The 20,868-nt window shown below is 63.8% G+C and carries 20 protein-coding genes; 13 read left to right on the forward strand and 7 right to left on the reverse strand.

Translation table 11 applies throughout. The features are described 5' to 3' along the window. Positions 1-11 precede the first annotated feature (11 nt). From mtaB to FJ546_RS24635, 5 genes are all read right to left on the reverse strand, one after another. A complete protein-coding gene (mtaB, locus tag FJ546_RS24615; RefSeq protein ID WP_181168068.1) occupies positions 12-1,352 on the reverse strand; it encodes a tRNA (N(6)-L-threonylcarbamoyladenosine(37)-C(2))-methylthiotransferase MtaB in 1,341 nt (446 codons plus the stop codon). Further along, positions 1,352-2,236 (reverse strand): diaminopimelate epimerase, encoded by an 885-nt coding sequence (gene dapF / locus FJ546_RS24620; protein ID WP_140891685.1) that lies wholly within the window; start codon positions 2,234-2,236, stop codon positions 1,352-1,354. Before dapF ends, mtaB begins: the two co-directional genes overlap by 1 nt. 98 nt (positions 2,237-2,334) lie before the next feature. Then, complete coding sequence (locus FJ546_RS24625) at positions 2,335-2,496, reverse strand: DUF1328 family protein (RefSeq protein ID WP_140891686.1); 162 nt, start codon at positions 2,494-2,496, stop codon at positions 2,335-2,337. Positions 2,497-2,595: 99 nt separating this feature from the next. Further along, on the reverse strand, positions 2,596-3,162 hold the full coding sequence (locus tag FJ546_RS24630) for a hypothetical protein (protein ID WP_181168069.1): 567 nt from the start codon (positions 3,160-3,162) through the stop codon (positions 2,596-2,598). 71 nt (positions 3,163-3,233) lie between these two features. After that, positions 3,234-4,286 (reverse strand): MBL fold metallo-hydrolase, encoded by a 1,053-nt coding sequence (locus FJ546_RS24635; RefSeq protein WP_181168070.1) that lies wholly within the window; start codon positions 4,284-4,286, stop codon positions 3,234-3,236. A gap of 235 nt (positions 4,287-4,521) precedes the next feature. On the opposite strand from FJ546_RS24635, the gene FJ546_RS24640 reads away from it, so the two are divergent. Both FJ546_RS24640 and zapE read left to right on the forward strand, forming a co-directional pair. Further along, the gene (locus FJ546_RS24640) at positions 4,522-5,061 is read left to right on the forward strand and encodes an AprI/Inh family metalloprotease inhibitor (RefSeq protein ID WP_140891689.1); all 540 of its coding nucleotides are present in this window, start codon (positions 4,522-4,524) and stop codon (positions 5,059-5,061) included. Positions 5,062-5,249: 188 nt separating this feature from the next. Next, on the forward strand, positions 5,250-6,464 hold the full coding sequence (zapE, locus tag FJ546_RS24645) for a cell division protein ZapE (RefSeq protein ID WP_140891690.1): 1,215 nt from the start codon (positions 5,250-5,252) through the stop codon (positions 6,462-6,464). Positions 6,465-6,500: 36 nt separating this feature from the next. Here zapE and FJ546_RS24650 read toward each other — a convergent pair whose 3' ends face one another. Beyond that, positions 6,501-6,929 carry a GNAT family N-acetyltransferase gene (locus FJ546_RS24650; protein WP_140891691.1) on the reverse strand — a complete coding sequence of 143 codons (429 nt, stop codon included), beginning with the start codon at positions 6,927-6,929 and terminating at the stop codon, positions 6,501-6,503. A gap of 234 nt (positions 6,930-7,163) precedes the next feature. On the opposite strand from FJ546_RS24650, the gene mdh reads away from it, so the two are divergent. From mdh to lpdA, 11 genes are all read left to right on the forward strand, one after another. Further along, positions 7,164-8,132, forward strand: coding sequence for a malate dehydrogenase (gene mdh / locus FJ546_RS24655; protein ID WP_140891692.1), 969 nt, complete (start codon positions 7,164-7,166; stop codon positions 8,130-8,132). Between the two features lie 50 nt (positions 8,133-8,182). Continuing rightward, a complete protein-coding gene (gene sucC / locus FJ546_RS24660; RefSeq protein ID WP_140891693.1) occupies positions 8,183-9,376 on the forward strand; it encodes an ADP-forming succinate--CoA ligase subunit beta in 1,194 nt (397 codons plus the stop codon). Positions 9,377-9,380: 4 nt separating this feature from the next. After that, positions 9,381-9,752: a cupin domain-containing protein gene (locus tag FJ546_RS24665; RefSeq protein WP_140891694.1), complete on the forward strand. Its 372-nt coding sequence runs from the start codon at positions 9,381-9,383 to the stop codon at positions 9,750-9,752. A 3-nt stretch (positions 9,753-9,755) separates the two neighbouring features. Continuing rightward, entirely contained in the window at positions 9,756-10,253 is a 498-nt protein-coding gene (locus tag FJ546_RS24670) for a DUF1579 family protein (protein WP_140891695.1), read from the forward strand. 12 nt (positions 10,254-10,265) lie between these two features. Beyond that, on the forward strand, positions 10,266-11,168 hold the full coding sequence (gene sucD, locus FJ546_RS24675; protein ID WP_095774800.1) for a succinate--CoA ligase subunit alpha: 903 nt from the start codon (positions 10,266-10,268) through the stop codon (positions 11,166-11,168). A 136-nt stretch (positions 11,169-11,304) separates the two neighbouring features. Beyond that, positions 11,305-14,292 carry a 2-oxoglutarate dehydrogenase E1 component gene (locus tag FJ546_RS24680; RefSeq protein WP_140891696.1) on the forward strand — a complete coding sequence of 996 codons (2,988 nt, stop codon included), beginning with the start codon at positions 11,305-11,307 and terminating at the stop codon, positions 14,290-14,292. Between the two features lie 31 nt (positions 14,293-14,323). Beyond that, positions 14,324-15,598: a 2-oxoglutarate dehydrogenase complex dihydrolipoyllysine-residue succinyltransferase gene (odhB, locus tag FJ546_RS24685; protein WP_140891697.1), complete on the forward strand. Its 1,275-nt coding sequence runs from the start codon at positions 14,324-14,326 to the stop codon at positions 15,596-15,598. 10 nt (positions 15,599-15,608) lie between these two features. Then, on the forward strand, positions 15,609-16,190 hold the full coding sequence (locus FJ546_RS24690; RefSeq protein WP_140891698.1) for a hypothetical protein: 582 nt from the start codon (positions 15,609-15,611) through the stop codon (positions 16,188-16,190). 65 nt (positions 16,191-16,255) lie between these two features. Then, positions 16,256-16,708: a hypothetical protein gene (locus tag FJ546_RS24695; protein ID WP_246686946.1), complete on the forward strand. Its 453-nt coding sequence runs from the start codon at positions 16,256-16,258 to the stop codon at positions 16,706-16,708. After that, positions 16,705-17,460, forward strand: a complete 756-nt coding sequence (locus tag FJ546_RS24700) for an SDR family oxidoreductase (protein WP_140891700.1) — start codon at positions 16,705-16,707, stop codon at positions 17,458-17,460. The genes FJ546_RS24695 and FJ546_RS24700 overlap by 4 nt, the downstream gene beginning before the upstream one ends. A gap of 24 nt (positions 17,461-17,484) precedes the next feature. After that, the gene (gene lpdA, locus FJ546_RS24705) at positions 17,485-18,891 is read left to right on the forward strand and encodes a dihydrolipoyl dehydrogenase (protein WP_140891701.1); all 1,407 of its coding nucleotides are present in this window, start codon (positions 17,485-17,487) and stop codon (positions 18,889-18,891) included. A gap of 856 nt (positions 18,892-19,747) precedes the next feature. Here lpdA and FJ546_RS24715 read toward each other — a convergent pair. Next, a complete protein-coding gene (locus FJ546_RS24715) occupies positions 19,748-20,815 on the reverse strand; it encodes a TraB/GumN family protein (protein WP_140891702.1) in 1,068 nt (355 codons plus the stop codon). Between the last annotated feature and the right edge of the window lie 53 nt (positions 20,816-20,868).

Consider the following 20,868-nt stretch of genomic DNA (forward strand, 5'->3'; position numbering starts at 1 on the left):
CTTTGCGTTTCTCAGGCGGCGTGTGCGGCAAGCGGCACTGCGTTGAGCCGGGCGCCATCGTGGCCGGTAATTGTCGCTTCGACGATCTCGCCCGGCGCGCCGGTGCCGAGTGCGGCGAGGGTAAATCCTTCGGTGCGGCCGAGGCCATCGCGCTCGATCAGGATCGACTGGCGCGTTCCGGGCAGCGAGGTCAGATGGCGCCGATACGCGGCCTCGCCGGCGGCGCGCAGCCGGGCGGCGCGCTGCTTGACCACCTCGCGGCGGACCTGCGGCATGCGCGCGGCGGGCGTGCCCTCGCGCGGTGAAAACGGGAAGACATGGAGATGGGTCAGGCCACATTCCTCGACGATTTTCATCGAGTTCTCGAACATGGCGTCGGTCTCGGTCGGGAAGCCGGCGATGATGTCGGCGCCGAAGACGATTGCAGGGCGCAATTTGCGCACATCCTCGCAGAAACGGATCGACTGGTCGCGCAGATGCCTTCGCTTCATGCGCTTCAGGATCATGTCGTCGCCCGATTGCAGCGACAGATGCAGATGCGGCATCAGCCTGGGTTCGGTGGCGATGGCATCGAGCAAATCGTCGTCGGCCTCGACCGAATCGATCGAGGATAGCCGCAGGCGCTTCACGTCGGGCACCTGCTTCAGAATGGTCTTCACCAGTTTGCCGAGCTTGGGTGCCCCGGGCAGATCGGCGCCGAAGCTGGTCATGTCGACGCCGGTCAGCACGATCTCGGCATAACCATTGCCGGCGAGCCGCTTGACCTGCTCGACCACGGCGCCCATCGGGACCGAGCGGGAATTGCCGCGGCCGTAAGGAATGATGCAGAAGGTGCAGCGGTGGTCGCAGCCATTCTGCACCTGGACGAAGGCGCGCGCACGGCCCTCTATGGCGTCGACCATGTGGCCGGCGGTCTCGCGCACCGAGAAGATGTCGTTGACGCGGGCCTTCTCGGTGTCGTTGACGCCGAAATCCGGCAGCGCACGGTAGGAATGCGCCTTCAACTTCTCCTCATTGCCAAGCACGAGATCGACCTCGTCCATGGCGGCGAATTTTTCAGGCTCGGTCTGGGCGGCGCAGCCGGTGACGATGATGCGCGCCGCAGGGTTGTCGCGCCGCGCCTTGCGGATCGCCTGTTTGGCCTGGCGCACCGCCTCGCCGGTGACGGCGCATGTGTTGAAGATCACCGCGCCGCCTTGCAGCGCGCCGAGACCGGCGCTTTCGGCCTCGCGCCGCATCACCTCGGATTCATAGGTGTTCAGCCGGCAGCCGAAGGTCACCACGTCAATGCGGCTGGGGGCCTCGGAAAGGGAGCCGTCGAAGTCCGGGCTCCTGGACAGAGCAACCGACATCAGGCCGCGCTTTCGGTGTCGCGGGCCCAGGTGCCGGTCGAGGGGTCGAAGCTGCCGGAAAATTCCCACTCGGCGGCACCAGTCAGGATGACGTGGTCGTCCTCGCGCCATTCGACATGCAGCGTGCCGCCGCCCGGCGTCAAAAGGCTGACGCTGCGGCCGGTGCGCCTGGTGCGGGCCGCCGCCACCACCGATGCGCAGGCGGCGGAGCCGCAGGCCTTGGTCAGGCCGGCGCCGCGTTCCCAGGTGCGGATGACCATGCTCTCGGGCGAGGTCACCTGGGCAATGGTGATGTTGGCACGCTCGGGAAAGATCGGGTGGTTTTCGAGCAGCGGGCCGAAACGTTCGAGCTCATAGGACCAGACATCGCGGTCGACCCAGAAGATGGCGTGCGGGTTGCCCATCGAGACGGCGGAGGGCGAATGCAGCACCGGCGCGTCGATCGGGCCGATCTGCAATTCGATCATGCGGGTGTCGCGGAACTCCTCGGCCAGCGGAATCTCCTGCCAGCCGAAACGCGGCATGCCCATGTCGACCGAGATCGTGCCGTCGGCATGTTCCCTGGCGTTGAGAATGCCGGCGCGGGTCTCGAAGGTGAAGGTCTTTTGCCCGGTCTCGGCAGCGAGCGCCTGGACGACGCAGCGCATGCCGTTGCCGCAGGCCTGCGCACTGGTGCCGTCGGAATTCAGGATGTCGACATAGTAGGCGGTGCCTGGCGTCTTCGCATCATGGATCGCCATGATCTGGTCGAAGCGGGTCGCTGCATCGGCGTTCAGCGCAAGGGCGGCGGCCGCCGTCACCTCATCGGCACGGCCGCGCATATCGGCGACGATGATCTCGTTGCCGATGCCGTTCATCTTGGCGAAAGGGGCAGTGCTTGACATTGCTCCGCGAAATTCCGTGTCCATTTGGCGCTATATGGCGGAAACGGGCGGGAATTACCAGTGCGCAGGCATGTTCACTCACGGCGAAGACGCCGGGATTAAGTCACGGCAAAGATGCCTAGCACCATCAGCAGGAAGATGATGAGAACGACGCCGATGAGGATGCGCGCGCCTGTGGCGGCGGCTCCGGCCAGCGCCGGCATGCCGAGCAGGCTTGCCGCAGCGGCGATGATGAGCAGGATGATGATCCATTTGATCATGGGAATGCCTCGCAAACCGACAGATTTGTAACCGCATGAAGAACGCGGCTGTCGTGTCTGGGTTCCCGCGGTTTGCGAGGCGATGTCAGCGGAAAAAACCTAGCCGGCGATCTCGATATCGGTGCTGAACGGTGCCGTCTTGGTCGAATTCTGGTCATGCATGAGGAAGTTGCACTTATATTTCCCGGGCGGCAGTCCATCGAGGGACAGGTCGAGCTTGAAGAAGAGTTCGCGGTTGTGCGAGCGGGAAGCGACCTGAACGCTGCCGATTTTCTCGAAGGTGCCTAGAGCTTCGCCCGAGTCGGAAAGCACGGTGAGGTCGACGGAAAGCGCGATCTGGCTGTTGCCGAGGCCGTCCGAGCCATAGCCGTAGCCGACCGGTTCCATATAGAGCACGACCTTCTCGCCTGGCTTGTAGATGTGATTGGCACGCTCGCTGTAGATGCCGAAGCCGCCGGCCGAATCGACCTGTTTGACATTCTGCACGGCGAGCGGCATCGCTTGCCACAAGGCCTCCTCGGCGCCGCGGAATTTCTCCAGCGCGCCGGCTCCGTCGCCTGCCTGCAGCGCCTTTTCGGCATCGGCGGCGCGATCCGTGATTTCGCCCGCGAAAGCCGCCGGCACCGAGATTGCCAGTGCCGTCAGTGCTGCAAGGATAGATTTCATCTGCATTCCCCTTTTTCTGCTGGGCGGACCATCGGCGAAAATGACGGTGCCGTAAATGGCCAATGCAGACTTCAACCGTGCTCGATCTCCGGCACGTCCCAGACCTCGCCGGGTTGCAAGGCGCGAAAGCGCTCCAGCAGCAGGCCCTCGGCCTCAAGCGCCTCGGCCAGTTTGCGGACGGGCTCGTCCATCGGTTCGTCGGTGAGCTGGAATGTGCCCCAGTGGCAGCCGGCGGCGAAGGCGGCCTTGCATAGTTTCATGCCTTGCACCGCTTCCTCCGGGTTCTGGTGCTGCGGCGCCATGAACCAGCGTGGCTCATAGGCGCCGATCGGCAGGATGGCGAAGCGGAAGCCGCCATGTTTGTCCGCCATCAGCCGGTAGTTGATGCCGTCGTGGAAGCCGGTATCGCCGGCGAAATAGAGTTTGCCGCCCGGCGTCTCGATAACGAAGCCGGCCCACAGCGCCATGCGCCGGTCGCGGGCACCGCGCGCCGACCAGTGATGCGCCGGCTCGACGTGGATGGCGGTGCGGTCGCCGATGTCGACCCGGTCGCCCCAGTCATGCGCCGCCAGCCGCATGCCGGGAACTGCCTCGCCGATCAGCACGTCGTTGCCGAGCGGCGTCACCACCAGCGGATCGTCTCTTTCCTTCAGCCGCTTCAGCGTGGCGAGGTCGAGATGGTCATAATGGTTGTGGCTGACCAGCACGAGGTCGATCGGCGGCAGGTCGTCGAAGGCGATGCCCGGAGCATTGACGCGTTTTGGCCCGGCGAAGGAGAACGGCGAGGTGCGTTGCGACCAGACCGGGTCGGTGAGCATGTTCAGCCCGGCCGTCTGGATCAGCAAGGTCGAATGGCCGACCATGGTTACAGTAAGGTCGGTGCCTTCGACCGTCGCGGCCGGCCTCGCCTGCGGAAAGGGGCTCGGGCTGGTCGCCGGCCATTTCGCGCGTTGGCCGTTGAACTGCCATCTCAGCAGATCGGTGAAGCGGCCGGGCATCCGGCCGCCGGGATTGAAGAACAAGGTGCCATCGAAATGGTCGCTGGGCGGGCCGCTGTAATAGCGGTTGGCGGCTTTCTTTCTCGCGGCCAAGGTATGCTCCAGCGGGTTTCGTCTCCTTGACATAGGCGTTGCGCCGGTTGGCGCAAGCATTTGCAGGCGAATGCGCGGTCGCGGCCGAACGCCACGGACTTAAGCGACGAGCGGACTTGGCAGGTTGAGATTGCGATAAATTTGCAACAATGTTGCCGCAAACCCTATTTTAACCATATCGGGTTGAAATTTCGCCACCTTCTCCATCTTGGTGGAGGGTGATATTGCGCGGACGGCTTCCCCCCAGCCGGATCCGACGGAGGTTGTAATGAATTTTTCGAAAAGCGGTCTTGTGGCCGTATCGCTGGCGGCACTCGTTGCGAGCGGTTGCTCGACCTCACGCTTCTCGTCCATGGACGACCAGCAACCGGCGCCGCTGCAGCCGGCGCCGGCCGGCCAGGTGACGTCCAACCAGCTGCCGCCGCCGGCCTCGCCCGGCACCACCGACCCGTCGAAATTCCCAACCGCTCCGGCGAACACGCAGGTTGCGTCCTTGCCGCCGGACGGCCAGGCGCCCGCCGGGGCCGCGGATCTCAGCGCGGCAGCCGTCGCCGGCGTCTGGAATGCCAGCGTTTCCGGGCAGAGCTGCAAGATCGCGACGCCGCAAACCAAGTTCGGCGCCGGCTTCCGCGCTGGGCCGCTGCATTGTCCGGCGCCGATCGACAGCATCAAGTCGTGGAACGTCGCCGGCAAGCAGCTGACGCTTTACGATGAGAATGGCGGCTCGCTGGCGCGGCTCTATTCGTCGGGCGGCTCGAAATTCGACGGCCAGACTTCCAACGGTCAGCCGATTTCGCTTACAAGGTAAGCTAGGTATGCCGATATTCAGGTGATGCCGGCCTGCGGACGGCGGTTTTCTGCGCTTCCGGTGCTCACGTACTTTAAGTACGCTCCGCTCCGGTTCTCGAAAGCCGCCATTCTCGGTTCGGCCTGACCTGAATCTCGACACACCTAGTTCCCTTGGAGCATTCCTGCTCTGAACAAACGACGTGACCGATGCATCTGCGTGACGGCCTCCAGACCCATGCGACCGTCAGGCAGCGCTACGACCACCTGGTGGAAACCGGCGCGATCGGACGCGATCGGGCGCAGGAGCGGATCGCCGCCGCGCTCGACCGGCTGACCGACGAGATCTCGGCCAAGCGGCTGGCGCACAAGTCCAGCGCGCTGGGCTGGCTGTTTGCCCGCAAGCGCGAGACGCATGAGGCCGTCAAAGGCCTCTACATCCATGGCGGCGTCGGCCGCGGCAAGACCATGCTGATGGACATGTTCTTCGAGCTGCTGCCGGTCCGGCGCAAGCGCCGCGTCCATTTCAACGACTTCATGGCCGATGTGCAGGACCGCATCCAGAAGCACCGGCAGGCGCGCAAGAATGGCGACGTCAAAGAAGACGATCCGATCCCGCCGGTGGCAAAAGCCTTGGCCGAGCAGGCCTGGGTGCTGTGCTTCGACGAATTCTCGGTCACCGACATCGCCGACGCGATGATCCTGTCCAGACTGTTTTCGGCGCTGTTCGCCAATGGCGTCGTGCTGATCGCCACCTCGAACGTGGCGCCGCAAGATCTTTACCGCGATGGGCTGAATCGCCAGCTGTTCCTGCCGTTCATCGGCATTCTGGAGCGGCACGCGCAGGTGATGTCGCTCGACAGCGACAAGGATTACCGGCTCGAGAAGCTCGCCCGCACGCCGGTCTATGTCACGCCGGCCGATGCGGCGGCCGACCGGACGCTCGACGAGGCCTGGCGGACGATGACGCGCGGCGCGCCGACAGCCGCGACCTCGCTGACGCTGAAGGGCCGGCAGGTTCCGGTGCCGGCCGCAGCCGGCGACGCGGCGCGGTTTTCCTTCGCCGATCTCTGTGAAAAACCGCTCGGCGCGCGCGACTTCCTGGCGATCGCAGGTCGTTTCTCGACCGTCTTCATCGACCACGTCCCGGTGCTGGGCGAAGGCAAACGCAACGAAGCCAAGCGCTTCATCCTGTTGATCGACACGCTCTACGATCATCATGTGCGGCTGGTGGTGAGCGCCGAGGCCGCGCCGCATGAGCTTTATGTCGCAAAACGCGGCGTCGAGGTGTTCGAGTTCGAACGCACCGCTTCACGGCTGGTCGAAATGCAAAGCCGTGACTGGCTGGAGGACTGGGCGGAGCGGCGAAAGGTGAAGGCGGTGCCGGATGTGCCGCTGGCTCAGGCTCTGCCTTCGTCGTCCTAGGCACAAGAACGCAAAGCAGAGCGAAGACCCTGGCCGCTAAATCCTATACGCATACATGACGAAACTCTCCGCCTCCCCATGCGGCTCCTTGCGCGATTCATAAAGCGCGCGGGCCGGAAGGTTGTCGGGTTCGGTGCCGACCCAGGCCTCCTCGCAGCAATTCTCCCTGCCGATCGCGAACATCGCGTCGAGCATTCCGCGCGCGATCCCCTGGCGCTGGAATTTGGGCGAAACGCCGACCTCGTCGATATAGAGTTCCGCAACTTTGTCGGGATGGCGGTGGATGACGGCGGCGCATTGCCCGACGACCACGCCGTCGGCGAGCGCCACGACCATGAAATGGCCGGGTTGGTTGAGATAGGCTGCCAACCGATCCGGCCTGACAGGCTCGTCGAACACATCCTGGGCGATCCGCATCACAAGGGCGTCATCGCCGGCTTCAAGCCTTACGATCTCCATACTCATTGTGTAAATTCTCCCAAGTCGGCTTACAAACTTTGACGTTTACGTAAGTCCCAATCCATCTAACCGATTGAAAATGTTCACTCCAAAATAATCGTTTGAATTTATCTTGCGCCGGGGCTATTGGGTGCGGCGAAATCTCGCGGGTTTCCTCAGCATTCCGGCCTCTTCCTCGACGCCGTCATCAAGTCGTCAAAGATTTAGGCGCAGTCACAGACAAAGGGAAAACATCCTCACATGGCACGCAACAAGATAGCGCTTATCGGCTCGGGCATGATCGGCGGCACGCTGGCCCATATGATCGGCCTCAAGGACCTCGGCGACGTGGTGCTGTTCGATATTGCCGAGGGTATTCCGCAAGGCAAGGGGCTCGATATCGCGCAGTCGTCGCCGGTCGATGGTTTCGACTCCCGGCTGACCGGCGTCAACGACTATGCCGGCATCGAGGGCGCCGACGTCTGCATCGTCACCGCCGGCATGCCGCGCAAGCCTGGCATGAGCCGCGACGACCTGCTGGGCATCAACCTCAAGGTCATGGAACAGGTCGGTGCCGGACTGAAGAAGTACGCGCCCAAGGCTTTCGTCATCTGCATCACCAACCCGCTCGACGCCATGGTGTGGGCGCTGCAGAAGTTCTCCGGCCTGCCCAAGACCCATGTCGTCGGCATGGCCGGCGTGCTCGACTCCTCGCGCTTCCGCTATTTCCTGGCCGAGGAATTCAAGGTCTCGGTCGAGGACGTCACCGCCTTCGTGCTTGGCGGCCATGGCGATTCCATGGTGCCGATGATCCGCTATTCGACGGTGTCGGGCATCCCGCTGCCTGACCTCGTCAAGATGGGCTGGACCTCGAAGGAGAAGCTCGACCAGATCGTGCAGCGCACCCGCGACGGCGGCGCCGAGATCGTCGGCCTGCTCAAGACCGGCTCGGCCTACTACGCGCCGGCGGCCTCGGCGATTTCGATGGCCGAAGCCTATCTCAAGGACAAGAAGCGCGTGCTGCCTTGTGCGGCTCACCTCTCCGGCCAGTATGGCGTCAAGGGCACCTATGTCGGCGTTCCCGTGGTGATCGGCGCCGGCGGCGTCGAGCGCATCATCGAGATCGACCTCAACAAGAGCGAACAGAAAATGTTCGACAGTTCGGTGGCGACCGTGCAGGGCCTGACCGAGGCCTGCGTCAAGATCGCGCCGCAGCTCGCCTCGAAGTAAATCCCCGCCAACACGTCCACCCCGGCAAAACGACCTGGAGATAGTTCCCGATGAACATCCATGAATATCAAGGCAAGGCGCTGCTGAAGAGCTTTGGCGCGCCGGTGGCCGAAGGCGTGCCGGTGTTCAAGGCGCGCGAGGCGGAAGCCGCCGCCAAGGCGCTGCCCGGCCCGCTCTATGTGGTGAAGAGCCAGATCCATGCCGGCGGCCGCGGCAAGGGCAAGTTCAAGGAACTTTCGCCCGACGCCAAGGGCGGCGTGCGGCTGGCGAAGTCGGTCGCCGACGTCGTCGCCAACGCCAACGAGATGCTCGGCCACACGCTGGTGACCAAGCAGACCGGCCCGGCCGGCAAGCAGGTCAACCGCCTCTATATCGAGGACGGCGCCGACATCGAGCGCGAGCTTTATCTGTCGATCCTGGTCGACCGTTCGGTCGGCCGCATCGCTTTCGTCGTGTCGACCGAAGGCGGCATGGATATCGAGGCGGTCGCCCACGACACGCCGGAAAAGATCATCACCGTCGCCATCGATCCGGAAAAGGGCGTGACGGCGGATGACGTGAAGGCGCTCAACGCCGCGCTGAAGCTCGACGGCGACGCGGCCAAGGATGGCGGCACGCTGTTCCCGATCCTCTACAAGGCCTTCGTCGAGAAGGACATGAGCCTGCTCGAGGTCAATCCGCTGATCGTCATGAAGAACGGCCGGCTGCGCGTGCTCGACGCAAAGGTGTCGTTCGACAACAACGCGCTGTTCCGCCACCCCGACGTGCTCGAACTGCGCGACACGTCAGAAGAGGACGAGAAGGAGATCGAAGCGTCGAAATACGACCTCGCCTATGTCGCGCTCGACGGCAATATCGGCTGCATGGTCAACGGCGCCGGCCTTGCCATGGCGACGATGGACATCATCAAGCTCTATGGCGCCGAGCCGGCCAACTTCCTGGATGTCGGCGGCGGCGCGTCCAAGGAGAAGGTGACGGCGGCGTTCAAGATCATCACCAAGGATCCGGCGGTCAAAGGCATATTGATCAATATCTTCGGCGGCATCATGAAGTGCGACATCATCGCCGAGGGCGTGATCGCCGCGGTCAAGGAAGTCGGGCTGAAAGTGCCGCTGGTGGTGCGCCTGGAAGGCACCAATGCCGAACTCGGCAAGAAGATCATCAACGACAGCGGCTTGAACGTGGTCTCGGCCGACGATCTCGACGACGCGGCCAAGAAGATCGTCAAGGCGGTCAAGGGCTGAGCCTGTGCCTCCACGCAAGATAAACCTCGTCGAGGCGGCGGATCGGAAGATCAGCAAGGTCTTCGATCCGCATATCGCCGGCGACGTCAATGACAGCCAGGCCAAGGTCGCCAAATTCGGCGCAACCTTCGACTGGCATGCGCATGACAATGAGGATGAAGCCTTCCTCGTGCTGCGGGGCAGGATCGCGATCGATTTCCGCGACGGTCCGGTCGAGCTCGGCGAGGGCGACTTCATCGTCGTGCCGCGTGGTGTCGAGCACCGGCCGCGTTCGCTGACCGCGGAGCCGGTGGTGCTGATGTTCGAGCCGGCGACGACACTCAACACCGGCAACGCCAAGAGCGACCTTACCGTCACCGACCTGAAGCGGCTCTGACCGATGAACGCGGCCTCCTTCTCCTCGCTTTCCGCCGATCACCAGCGCCTGCAGGCGCTGGTCGGCGCGTGGCGCGGCGAGGAGGAGGTCGCGGCCACGCAATGGACCGATGCCGGCACGGCGACGTCCGAAGTTCTGGCGGAGGCGCAGTTCGGCGGCCTGTTCGTGGTGCAGCGCTATCGCCAGCGTCGCGACGGCACGATTTCCTTCGGTGCGCACAATGTGTTCGGCTTCGACCAGCCGAACCGCCTCGTCACCATGCACCAGTTCGATTCGATGGGCTTTGTGCCGGCCTCGCCGGCCATGGGAACGTGGAACGGCAGCGAGCTCAATCTGGAGCGGTCGTCGCCGCGCGGCGCGGCGCGCGTGACGTATATTTTCGAAGATGCCGATACCTACCGCATGCGACTGCATTTCAAACCCGCCGGCAGCGATGGCTGGCAAGACATGGTGAGCGGCGTCTATCGGCGCGTCTCGCCTTCCTCGATCAACAGTTTTTAGAAAAGGGCTCCGATGTCCATTCTCGTCGACAAGAACACCAAGGTTCTGGTGCAGGGCCTGACCGGCAAGACCGGTACGTTCCACACCGAACAGGCGCTGGCCTATCACGGCACCAAGATGGTGGGTGGCATCCATCCCAAGAAGGGCGGCGAGACCTGGACCGGGTCGAAGGGCGAGAGCCTGCCGATCTTCGCCACTGTCGCCGAGGGCAAGGCAAGAACCGGCGCCAACGCTTCCGTCATCTACGTGCCGCCGGCGGGTGCCGGCGAAGCGATCCTGGAAGCGATCGAGGCGGAGATCCCGCTGATCATCTGCATCACCGAAGGCATTCCGGTGATGGACATGGTCAAGGTCAAGGCACGGCTCGATCGCTCGACCTCGCGGCTGATCGGGCCGAACTGCCCGGGCGTTCTGACGCCCGACGAATGCAAGATCGGCATCATGCCCGGAAACATCTTCCGCAAGGGCTCGGTCGGCGTTGTTTCGCGCTCGGGAACACTTACCTATGAGGCCGTGTTCCAGACCACCAATGTCGGCCTCGGCCAGACCACGGCCGTCGGCATCGGTGGCGACCCGGTCAAGGGCACCGAGTTCATCGACGTGCTCGAGATGTTCCTGGCCGACGACGAGACCAAGTCGATCATCATGATCGGCGAGATCGGCGGTTCGGCCGAGGAAGACGCCGCGCAGTTCCTCAAGGACGAAGCCAAGCGTGGCCGCAAGAAGCCGATGGCCGGCTTCATCGCCGGACGCACGGCGCCGGCCGGCCGCACCATGGGCCATGCCGGCGCGGTCATCTCCGGTGGCAAGGGCGGCGCCGAGGACAAGATCGCGGCGATGGAATCGGCCGGCATCAAGGTCTCGCCGTCACCGGCGCGGCTTGGCACGACGTTGGTTGAAGCCATCAAGGGCTGAGCGTCGGCGCCGGTTGTGGAATGAGAGCCGACGGCGGTTCGTTGGCTTTGAGGGGACAAGAAGGGCGGGTGAATCGCCCACTATCGCGGCCCAGCCGCAAACGTAAGGAGACGGAGCCAGGCTCCGCTGAAACGACATGGCAAGACAAGATCAGGCCAACGACCAGTTCTCGCTCACCTCGTTCCTCTATGGCGGCAATGCCGATTACATCGACGCGCTCTATGCCGCCTATGAGGACGATCCCGCCTCGGTCAATCCCGAATGGCAGGAGTTCTTCGCCGGGCTGAAGGACGATGCCGGCGATGTGCGCAGGAACGCCAAGGGCGCTTCCTGGGCTAAGCCTTCCTGGCCGCTGCAGGCCAATGGCGAATTGGTTTCGGCGCTCGACGGCAATTGGGGCATCGTCGAGAAGCACCTGGAAAAGAAGGTCAAGGACAAGGCGGTCACCAACGGCATCGTGCTCTCCGACGCCGACGTGCACCAGGCGACGCGCGATTCGGTGCGCGCCATCATGATGATCCGCGCCTACCGCATGCGCGGCCATCTGCACGCCAATCTCGACCCGCTCGGCATCGCCAAGCCGCTCGAGGACTACAACGAACTGTCGCCGGAAAATTACGGTTTCACCGAAGCCGATTACGACCGGCCGATCTTCCTCGACAATGTGCTGGGGCTCGAATTCGGAACCATCCGGCAGATGCTGGAGATCCTGACCCGCACCTATTGCTCGACGCTGGGCGTCGAGTTCATGCACATCTCGGACCCCGAGGAGAAGGCCTGGATCCAGGCACGCATCGAGGGCGCCGACAAGGAAATCTCCTTCACCACCACCGGCAAGAAGGCGATCCTCCAGAAGCTGGTCGAGGCCGAAGGCTTCGAGCAGTTCATCGACGTCAAGTACAAGGGCACCAAGCGCTTCGGCCTCGACGGCGGCGAGGCGCTGATCCCGGCGCTGGAGCAGATCGTCAAGCGCGGCGGCCAGCTCGGCATGAAGGAGATCGTGCTCGGCATGGCGCATCGCGGCCGGTTGAACGTGCTCAGCCAGGTGATGGCCAAGCCCCACCGCGCCATCTTCCACGAATTCAAGGGCGGCTCGGCCGCCCCCGACGAGGTCGAGGGCTCGGGCGACGTCAAGTACCATCTCGGCGCCTCGTCGGACCGCGAGTTCGACGGCAACAAGGTGCATCTGTCGCTGACGGCCAACCCGTCGCACCTGGAAATCGTCGATCCCGTGGTGATGGGCAAGGCGCGCGCCAAGCAGGATTATCTGTTCGGCCGCGGCCGCGAGGAGATCGTGCCGCTGGAAGAGCGCGCCAAGGTGCTGCCGCTGCTGCTGCACGGCGACGCCGCCTTCGCCGGCCAGGGCGTGATCGCCGAAATCCTCGGCCTGTCGGGCCTGCGCGGCCACCGCGTCGCCGGCACGCTGCACTTCATCATCAACAACCAGATCGGCTTCACCACCAATCCGCGCTTCTCGCGCTCGTCGCCCTATCCGTCAGACGTCGCCAAGATGATCGAGGCGCCGATCTTCCACGTCAATGGCGACGACCCGGAAGCGGTGGTGCACGCCACCAAGGTGGCGATCGAATTCCGCATGAAGTTCCACAAGCCGGTGGTCGTGGACATGTTCTGCTACCGCCGCTTCGGCCACAATGAGGGCGACGAACCGGCCTTCACCCAGCCGATCATGTACCGCAACATCCGCACCCATAAGACGACTGTGCAGATCTATGCCGACCGGCTGATCGCCGAGGGCCACATCACCCAGGCCGAACTCGACCAGATGAAGGCCGACTGGCGCGCGCATCTGGAATCCGAGTGGGAAGTCGGCCAGCACTACAAGCCGAACAAGGCCGACTGGCTGGATGGCGCCTGGTCTGGCCTGCGCACGGCAGACAACCAGGACGAACAGCGCCGCGGCAAGACCGCCGTCCCGGTCAAGACGCTGAAGGAAATCGGCAAGAAGCTGACCGAGGTGCCGAAGGGTTTCGAGGCGCACAAGACCATCATCCGCTTCCTCGAAAACCGCCGCGAGGCGATCGAGTCCGGTGAAGGCATCGACTGGTCGACGGCCGAGGCGCTGGCTTTCGGCGCTATCCTGCTCGACGGCAACCCGATCCGCCTGTCGGGGCAGGATTCCGAGCGCGGCACCTTCTCGCAGCGCCATTCCGTGCTCTACGACCAGCGCGACGAGACCCGCTACATCCCGCTCAACAATCTGTCGGCGGCGCAGGCCGGCTACGAAGTCATCAACTCGATGCTGTCGGAAGAGGCGGTGCTGGGCTTCGAATATGGCTATAGCCTGGCCGAGCCGAAGGCGCTGACCTTGTGGGAAGCGCAGTTCGGCGACTTCGCCAACGGTGCCCAGGTGGTGTTCGACCAGTTCATCTCGTCGGGCGAGCGCAAGTGGCTCAGAATGTCGGGCCTCGTCTGCCTCTTGCCGCATGGCTATGAGGGCCAGGGTCCCGAACACTCCTCGGCCAGGCTGGAGCGCTTCCTGCAGCTTTGCGCCGAAGACAATATGCAAGTCGCCAACTGCACCACGCCGGCCAACTACTTCCACATCCTGCGCCGACAGCTGAAGCGCGACTTCCGCAAGCCGCTGATCCTGATGACGCCGAAGTCGCTGCTGCGCCACAAGCGGGCGGTGTCGACGCTGCCGGAAATCTCGGGCGAAAGCTCGTTCCACCGGCTGTTGTGGGACGACGCCCAGCTGCTGCCCAACCAGCCGATCAAGCTCACCAAGGACTCCAAGATCCGCCGCGTCGTGCTGTGTTCGGGCAAGGTCTATTACGACCTCTACGAGGAGCGCGAGAAGCGCGGCATCAACGACATCTATCTGCTGCGCGTCGAACAGCTCTATCCTTTCCCGGCCAAGGCGCTGATCACCGAACTGTCGCGCTTCCGCAACGCCGAGATGGTGTGGTGCCAGGAGGAGCCCAAGAACATGGGCGCCTGGTCGTTCATCGACCCGTATCTGGAATGGGTGCTGGCGCATATCGACGCCAAGCATCAGCGGGTGCGCTACACCGGCCGGCCGGCGGCCGCGTCGCCCGCGACCGGGTTGATGTCCAAGCACCTTGCCCAGCTCGCCGCCTTGCTCGAAGACGCGCTCGGCGAATAAAGAACAGAACCGACAGAAACGGACAGGCACAATGGCTACCGAAATCCGCGTTCCCACTCTCGGCGAATCCGTCACCGAGGCGACCATCGGCAAATGGTTCAAGAAGGTCGGCGATGCCATTGCCGTCGACGAGCCGCTGGTCGAGCTCGAAACCGACAAGGTGACGGTGGAAGTTCCGGCCGCCGCCGCCGGCACGCTGGGCGAAATCGTCGCCAACGAAGGCGAGACCGTCGGTGTCGGCGCCTTGTTGGGCTCGATCTCGGCAGGTGGCGCCGCGCCGGCGACCAAGCCGCAGGCCGTGGCTCAGGCCTCGTCGCCGGATGCAGCGTCGACCAGCAAGCAGGCCGCGGCCGAAACCGCCAAGGTCGCCGGCGATGCCGGTTCCATCGAGCCGCGCAGCATGCCGCCGGCGCCGGCGGCGGCAAAGCTGATCGCCGAGCACAATCTGTCGGTCGACCAGCTTTCCGGCTCGGGCAAGCGCGGCCAGGTGCTGAAGGGTGACGTGCTCGACGCCATCGCCAAGGGCGCGCCGTCGCAGCCGGCCGAGACGCCGAAGCCGGCGCCCGCACCGATCGCGGCGCGCGCGCCGTCCTCGGGTGACGATGCCTCGCGCGAAGAACGCGTGCGCATGACCAAATTGCGCCAGACCATCGCGCGCCGGCTGAAGGAAGCGCAGTCGACCGCCGCCATGCTCACCACCTTCAACGAGGTCGACATGTCGGCGGTGATGGCGCTGCGGAGCAAGTACAAGGACGTGTTCGAGAAGAAGCACGGCGTGAAGCTCGGCTTCATGGGCTTCTTCACCAAGGCCGTCACCCACGCGCTGAAGGAAATCCCGGCGGTCAATGCCGAGATCGACGGCACCGACATCATCTACAAGAACTTTGCCCATGTCGGCGTCGCCGTCGGCACCGAGAAGGGCCTCGTCGTGCCGGTCGTGCGCGATGCCGACCAGATGTCGATCGCCGAGATCGAGAAGGAAATCGGCCGGCTGGGCATCGCCGCGCGCGACGGCAAGCTGTCGGTCGCCGACATGCAGGGCGGCACCTTCACGATTTCCAATGGCGGCGTCTATGGCTCGCTGATGTCGACGCCGATCCTCAACGCGCCGCAGTCGGGCATTCTGGGCATGCACAAGATCCAGGACCGGCCTGTCGTGGTCGGCGGCCAGATCGTGATCCGGCCGATGATGTATCTGGCGCTCAGCTACGATCACCGCATCGTCGACGGCAAGGAAGCCGTGACCTTCTTGGTGCGCGTCAAGGAAAGCCTGGAGGATCCGGAACGGCTGGTGCTCGATCTCTAGGCCTGCTGCGGTGGCTGAGTCTGTCGAGCCAATCGACCTGTTCGAGCTTGTCGCGACAGGCCGCGCGGGTCCGATCGAACTCGGCAAGAGCAACCGTGAAACGGTTCGTAGCCTTATAGATACCGAGGACTTGCGAGCCGACAATCACTATCGCAACGGAGATCCCGAGTCGGCCTGGTGTATCTATGGCACCAATTGCGAGTTCTTTTTCAGCCCAGATTTTCGCTCGCGGTCGATTAGTATCGAACCTGTCTTCGGAAGATTGCAACCGGGTGGAATGATGTCGACTTGGCACGGCCATCTGGATGTCGATGTGGGGCGGCACCCAGCAATTTTTGGAGGCCGAAAGCCAATAGACATACATACTTTGCCGAAGGCCCTGCAGTTCCTGAACGAGAGCGAATTCAGGTGGACAATCGGCGGTGGTCGGAAGCGCGACATTTATATCGAGTTGGCGGATGGTTCTCGTATCCTGACCCTCAAATACGAGGTGAACACCATTCCGGTCGACAAGGATAATAACGTTGCGTTCGAGATAGACTATTTTCTCTCGACGATCTTCATTCTCGATCAAGCTGTTCAAGGCGGATAACCGTGACGATCCGTTCGTTCTTGTCGAAAAGCCTGTCGACTGCATCGATAGCGGTCGGTGCGGCGATGATCCCGGCGAACGCGTTCGCCGCCTGCCCGATCGAGCTCGCGGTCTATGGCGATGGCCAGAGCGGCAGCGAGATCGATTTTACCCCGACCGGCACATCGGCTGTTGTCACCAACACGTTCCGCATGATCCTCGACAACAATGTGGTGCTGAACGGCATCGTCATGTGGAACGAAGGCGTGGCACGGCCGAACGGTGCGCTGATGTACAAATGCCCCGAGGGCGACACCACCGGCGCCGAGCTCGCCGCCTGCACCCCTTGGCACGGCGTCATCTACACGTCCGACGACAAGGGCGCGATCGGGCTTTTGCCGGCGCAAGGCGTCGAGGCGCCGAAGACGCTGATCCTGCCGGATCTCGGTCCGGTGCTGCGGCAGTCCCCGGCCTATGGCGGCGGCGGCTTTTCGAAAGTGCCGTGGGATGTGTTCACGCTGAAGGGATGCCAGGAATGAGCGAGGCGCAAAAGGTGCTGCTGGTCACTGGCGGCAGCCGCGGCATCGGCGCCGCCGTCTGCCGGCTTGGGGCCAAGGCCGGCTATCGCGTCGCGGTCAACTATGCCTCGAATAAGGCTGCGGCCGACGCACTGGTTGCGGAGATCGAGGCTGCCGGCGGCGAGGCTTTCGCGGTCAAGGGCGATGTCGGCAGCGAGGCCGATATCATCTCCATCTTCGAGGCCGTCGACCGCAGCTTTGGCCGGCTCGACGCCTTCGTCAACAATGCCGGCATTGTCGACGCCAAGGCGCGTGTCGAGGAGATGAGCGCGGCGCGCCTCGAACGCATGATGCGCATCAACGTCGTCGGTTCCATCCTGTGCGCCCGCGAGGCGGTCAAGCGCATGTCGACGCGCCATGGCGGCAAGGGCGGCGCGATCGTCAACATCTCATCGGCGGCGGCGGTGCTGGGCGCGCCGGACAATTATGTCGACTATGCCGCCTCCAAGGGCGCCATCGACACGTTCACCGTCGGGCTCGCCCGCGAGGTGGCGCTGGAAGGCATCCGCGTCAATGCGGTGCGGCCGGGCATCATCGACACCGACATCCATGCTTCCGGCGGACAGCCGGACAGGGTGGCGCTGATCCAGGACACGCTGCCGATGAAAAGAGCCGGCACCGCGGGTGAAGTCGCGGGTGCGGTTCTCTATCTTCTGTCCGACGCCGCGTCCTATACGACGGGCGCGATCCTGAATGTCAGCGGCGGCCGCTGAGCCCCAATCGAGAAGGACAATACCATGGCTTATGACGTCGTTATCATCGGATCGGGACCCGGCGGCTATGTCTGCGCCATCAAGGCGGCACAGCTGGGGCTGAAGGTCGCGGTGGTCGAGAAGAACGCGACCTTCGGCGGCACCTGCCTCAACATCGGCTGCATCCCGTCCAAGGCGTTGCTTCATGCCTCCGAAATGTTCGCCGAGGCGGGCCACTCCTTCGACACGCTGGGCGTCGAGATACCAGCGCCGAAGCTCAATCTGAAGAAGATGATGGCGCACAAGGATGCGACGGTGTCGTCCAACGTCAACGGCGTCGCCTTCCTGTTCAAGAAGAACAAGATCGACAGCTTCCGCGGCACCGGCAAAGTGGTCGCCGCCGGCAAGGTGTCGGTGACCGGCGAGGACGGCAAGGTCGAGGAGATCGAGACCAAGAACATCGTCATCGCCACCGGTTCCGACGTTGCCGGCATTCCCGGCGTCAAGGTCGATTTCGACGAGAAAATCATCGTGTCGTCGACCGGCGCGCTGGCGCTGGACAAGGTTCCCGGCCATCTGGTGGTGGTCGGCGGCGGCGTCATCGGGCTCGAGCTCGGCTCGGTCTGGGCGCGGCTCGGCGCCAAGGTCACCGTCGTCGAGTTCCTCGACACGATCCTCGGCGGCATGGACGGCGAGGTCTCCAAGCAGTTCCAGCGGCTGTTGTCCAAGCAGGGTTTCGAGTTCAAGCTCGGCGCCAAGGTCACCGGTGTCGCCAAGGCCAAGAAGGGTGCGACCGTCACCTTCGAGCCTGTGAAGGGTGGCGCCGCCGAAACCATCGCTGCCGATGTCGTGCTGATCGCCACCGGACGCCGCGCCTATTGCGACAGTCTCGGGCTGAAAGAAGCCGGCGTCGAGGTCGACGAGCGCGGCCGCGTCAAGACCGACGGGCATCTCAAGACCAACGTCCCCGGCATCTATGCCATCGGCGATGTCATCGCCGGGCCGATGCTGGCGCACAAGGCCGAGGACGAGGGCGTGGCGGTGGCCGAAACCATCGCCGGCCAGGCCGGCCATGTGAACTACGAGGTCATTCCGAGCGTCGTCTACACCAGCCCGGAAATCGCCTCGGTCGGCAAGACCGAGGAAGAGCTGAAGAAGGCCGGCATCGACTACAAGGTCGGCAAATTCCCGTTCAGCGCCAATGGCCGCGCCCGCGCCATGCTGCACACGGACGGTTTTGTGAAGATCCTTGCCGACAAGGCCAGCGATCGCGTGCTCGGCGTGCATATCGTCGGCTTCGGCGCCGGCGAGATGATCCACGAAGCGGCGGTGCTGATGGAGTTCGGCGGCTCGTCGGAAGATCTCGCCCGCACCTGCCATGCGCATCCGACGATGTCGGAAGCGGTGAAGGAAGCAGCGCTGGCCACCTTCTTCAAGCCGATCCATATCTGAGGGTCCCAACGCTTCGTCGTCCCATGGCGGAGCAAGGAACGAAGCGACGCGGCGTAAACCCCTGGAACTGCTCCGCAGCCCAAGGGATCCATGGCATGACTTCAGAGCGCTCCTGCGGTGCCTCGGGTCGAGCCCGAGGACGACGAACGCGCGGAGCGGCTTGGCGCCAAGGCCCCCAACGGTCATCACCCAAAACAAAACGGCCCGCCTTTCAGCGGGCCGTCAGATTGATTACAAACCCCTCGGTTTTTGACAGCAGTCAAAATCGAGGGGTTTTGATTCCGGTTTGTTCGCGATCTGAATCTGAGACGTTCCGTGAATCTTGGGTGATTTCGAGACGTGCGGAGGTTTGTCAGCAGTCTGACGGCCCGCCTTTCAGCGGGCCGTTCGTATTTGATATCGAGCCGATCACTTGGCCGGTGCGGGCGCCGGTGCTGGTGCTGGTGCGGGCGCAGGAGCTGGCGCCGGTGCCGGAGCAGGGGCTGGCGCCGGTGCCGGAGCTGGTTCTGCTGGCTTGGCCGGCTCAGCGGGCTTCATCGGTTCTGCCGGAGCTGGCGCGGGAGCCGGTGTGCTGGCCGCCGGCGGTTCGGCGGGTGCCGGATGTTCGCCGCGTCTGCCGAAAACGTAATATGCGACAATCGCCAGGATAACGACGACCAGCGCAATCAGCCAGGGGCTGCCGCCGCCGCCGCCGCTCGGCCTGGGAGTGTCGTTCGATGGATTCGCCATGAAAGTGTCCTCCGTGGATGAAAATGATCAATCAACAGCCAATCAACGCGCAACCGTTGAATGGGTTTCACGCTGGCGAAGGAAACCGCCGGAAACGCGGCGTCTTGGTCCCCCGCTGCCATCCGACTCAATTGACGGCGGTGACAGTATAGCCGGCTTTGCGGAAATCCTCGACCAGTCCCTCGGGACCGGGCAGGTGCAGCGCGCCGACCGCCATGAAGGCATTGCCCCTGGCCAGGATCGGCCCGGCGTGATCGACCATCGCCTTGTTGCGGCTGGTGATCATGGTTTCCTCGAAGGCGGCATAGCCCGAGGGGTCGTTCTGCTCGTCCGGCATGGCGGCGCGGAACAGCGGCCAGAACATGCCGGTGTCGCCGCGCTGGTAGAGCACGATCATGGTCTCGTTGATGTCGTTGACCTTGTCTCCGAGCTTCAGCGTGTCGACCAGGCCCTTCATATGAAAGGCGAGCGGCAGCGAGGCCATGGCGCGCAACTGGCTCTCGGCCGTTTCCAGACCTTCCACCGGCTTGCCGGCCGCCTTGGCGCTCTCGGCCAGCTTGACGTCGAGCACCGGTGCCCCGCCGGACTGGCGGGCGAGTTCGCAGGCCGGCAACGCCATCATCGCCGACAGCATCCACGGCTTCATCTTGGCGACGGTAGCCGGCGGGATGCCGCGCGCGTCGAGTGCTGCGTTCATCGCCGCCGCTTCATCCGGCTTCAGCAAGGATGACAGCGTCGTGGAGTCGGTGAACATCATCAGGTCCGGCTCCTTCAGCATCGCCGTCATCATCTTCTGCTTGTCGAGCACGTCGGTGGTTTCGATGATGAGGGTGCCGGCGGCGTCAAAGGCCTTCTGTGCCTCGGGCGGCAACGTGGTGACGCGCGGGTCGGTCATGTGCATGGTGCCGAACAGGTAGGAGGGCTGTTCGCCCGATTTCTCCAGCTTCCACAGCAGGCCCTTGCCATTCAGCGTGGCGGCGGCTTCCGCCTCGATCTTGCCGTAGGTGGCAGGGCTGCTCTTCTGCAGGGCCGACAGCAGGTCGGCGCCGCTGCAGGTCGGGACTTCGGCATGCGCCCTGCCGGCCGCGAACAGCAGGACGGCAAGGAAAGACAGGAAAAACAGCACGTTGAGCGCGACAAGCAGCTTCAGCGAGATGGAAGCTGCACGGTCGGCGATGGCAATGACGCGTTTCATGGCCCCTTTCTAAGGGTGAAAAGCGGCAAAACGGTTAATTGGCAGGTCGAAAT

Source organism: Mesorhizobium sp. B2-4-19, from assembly GCF_006441315.1.
Taxonomy (GTDB): Bacteria; Pseudomonadota; Alphaproteobacteria; order Rhizobiales; family Rhizobiaceae; genus Mesorhizobium.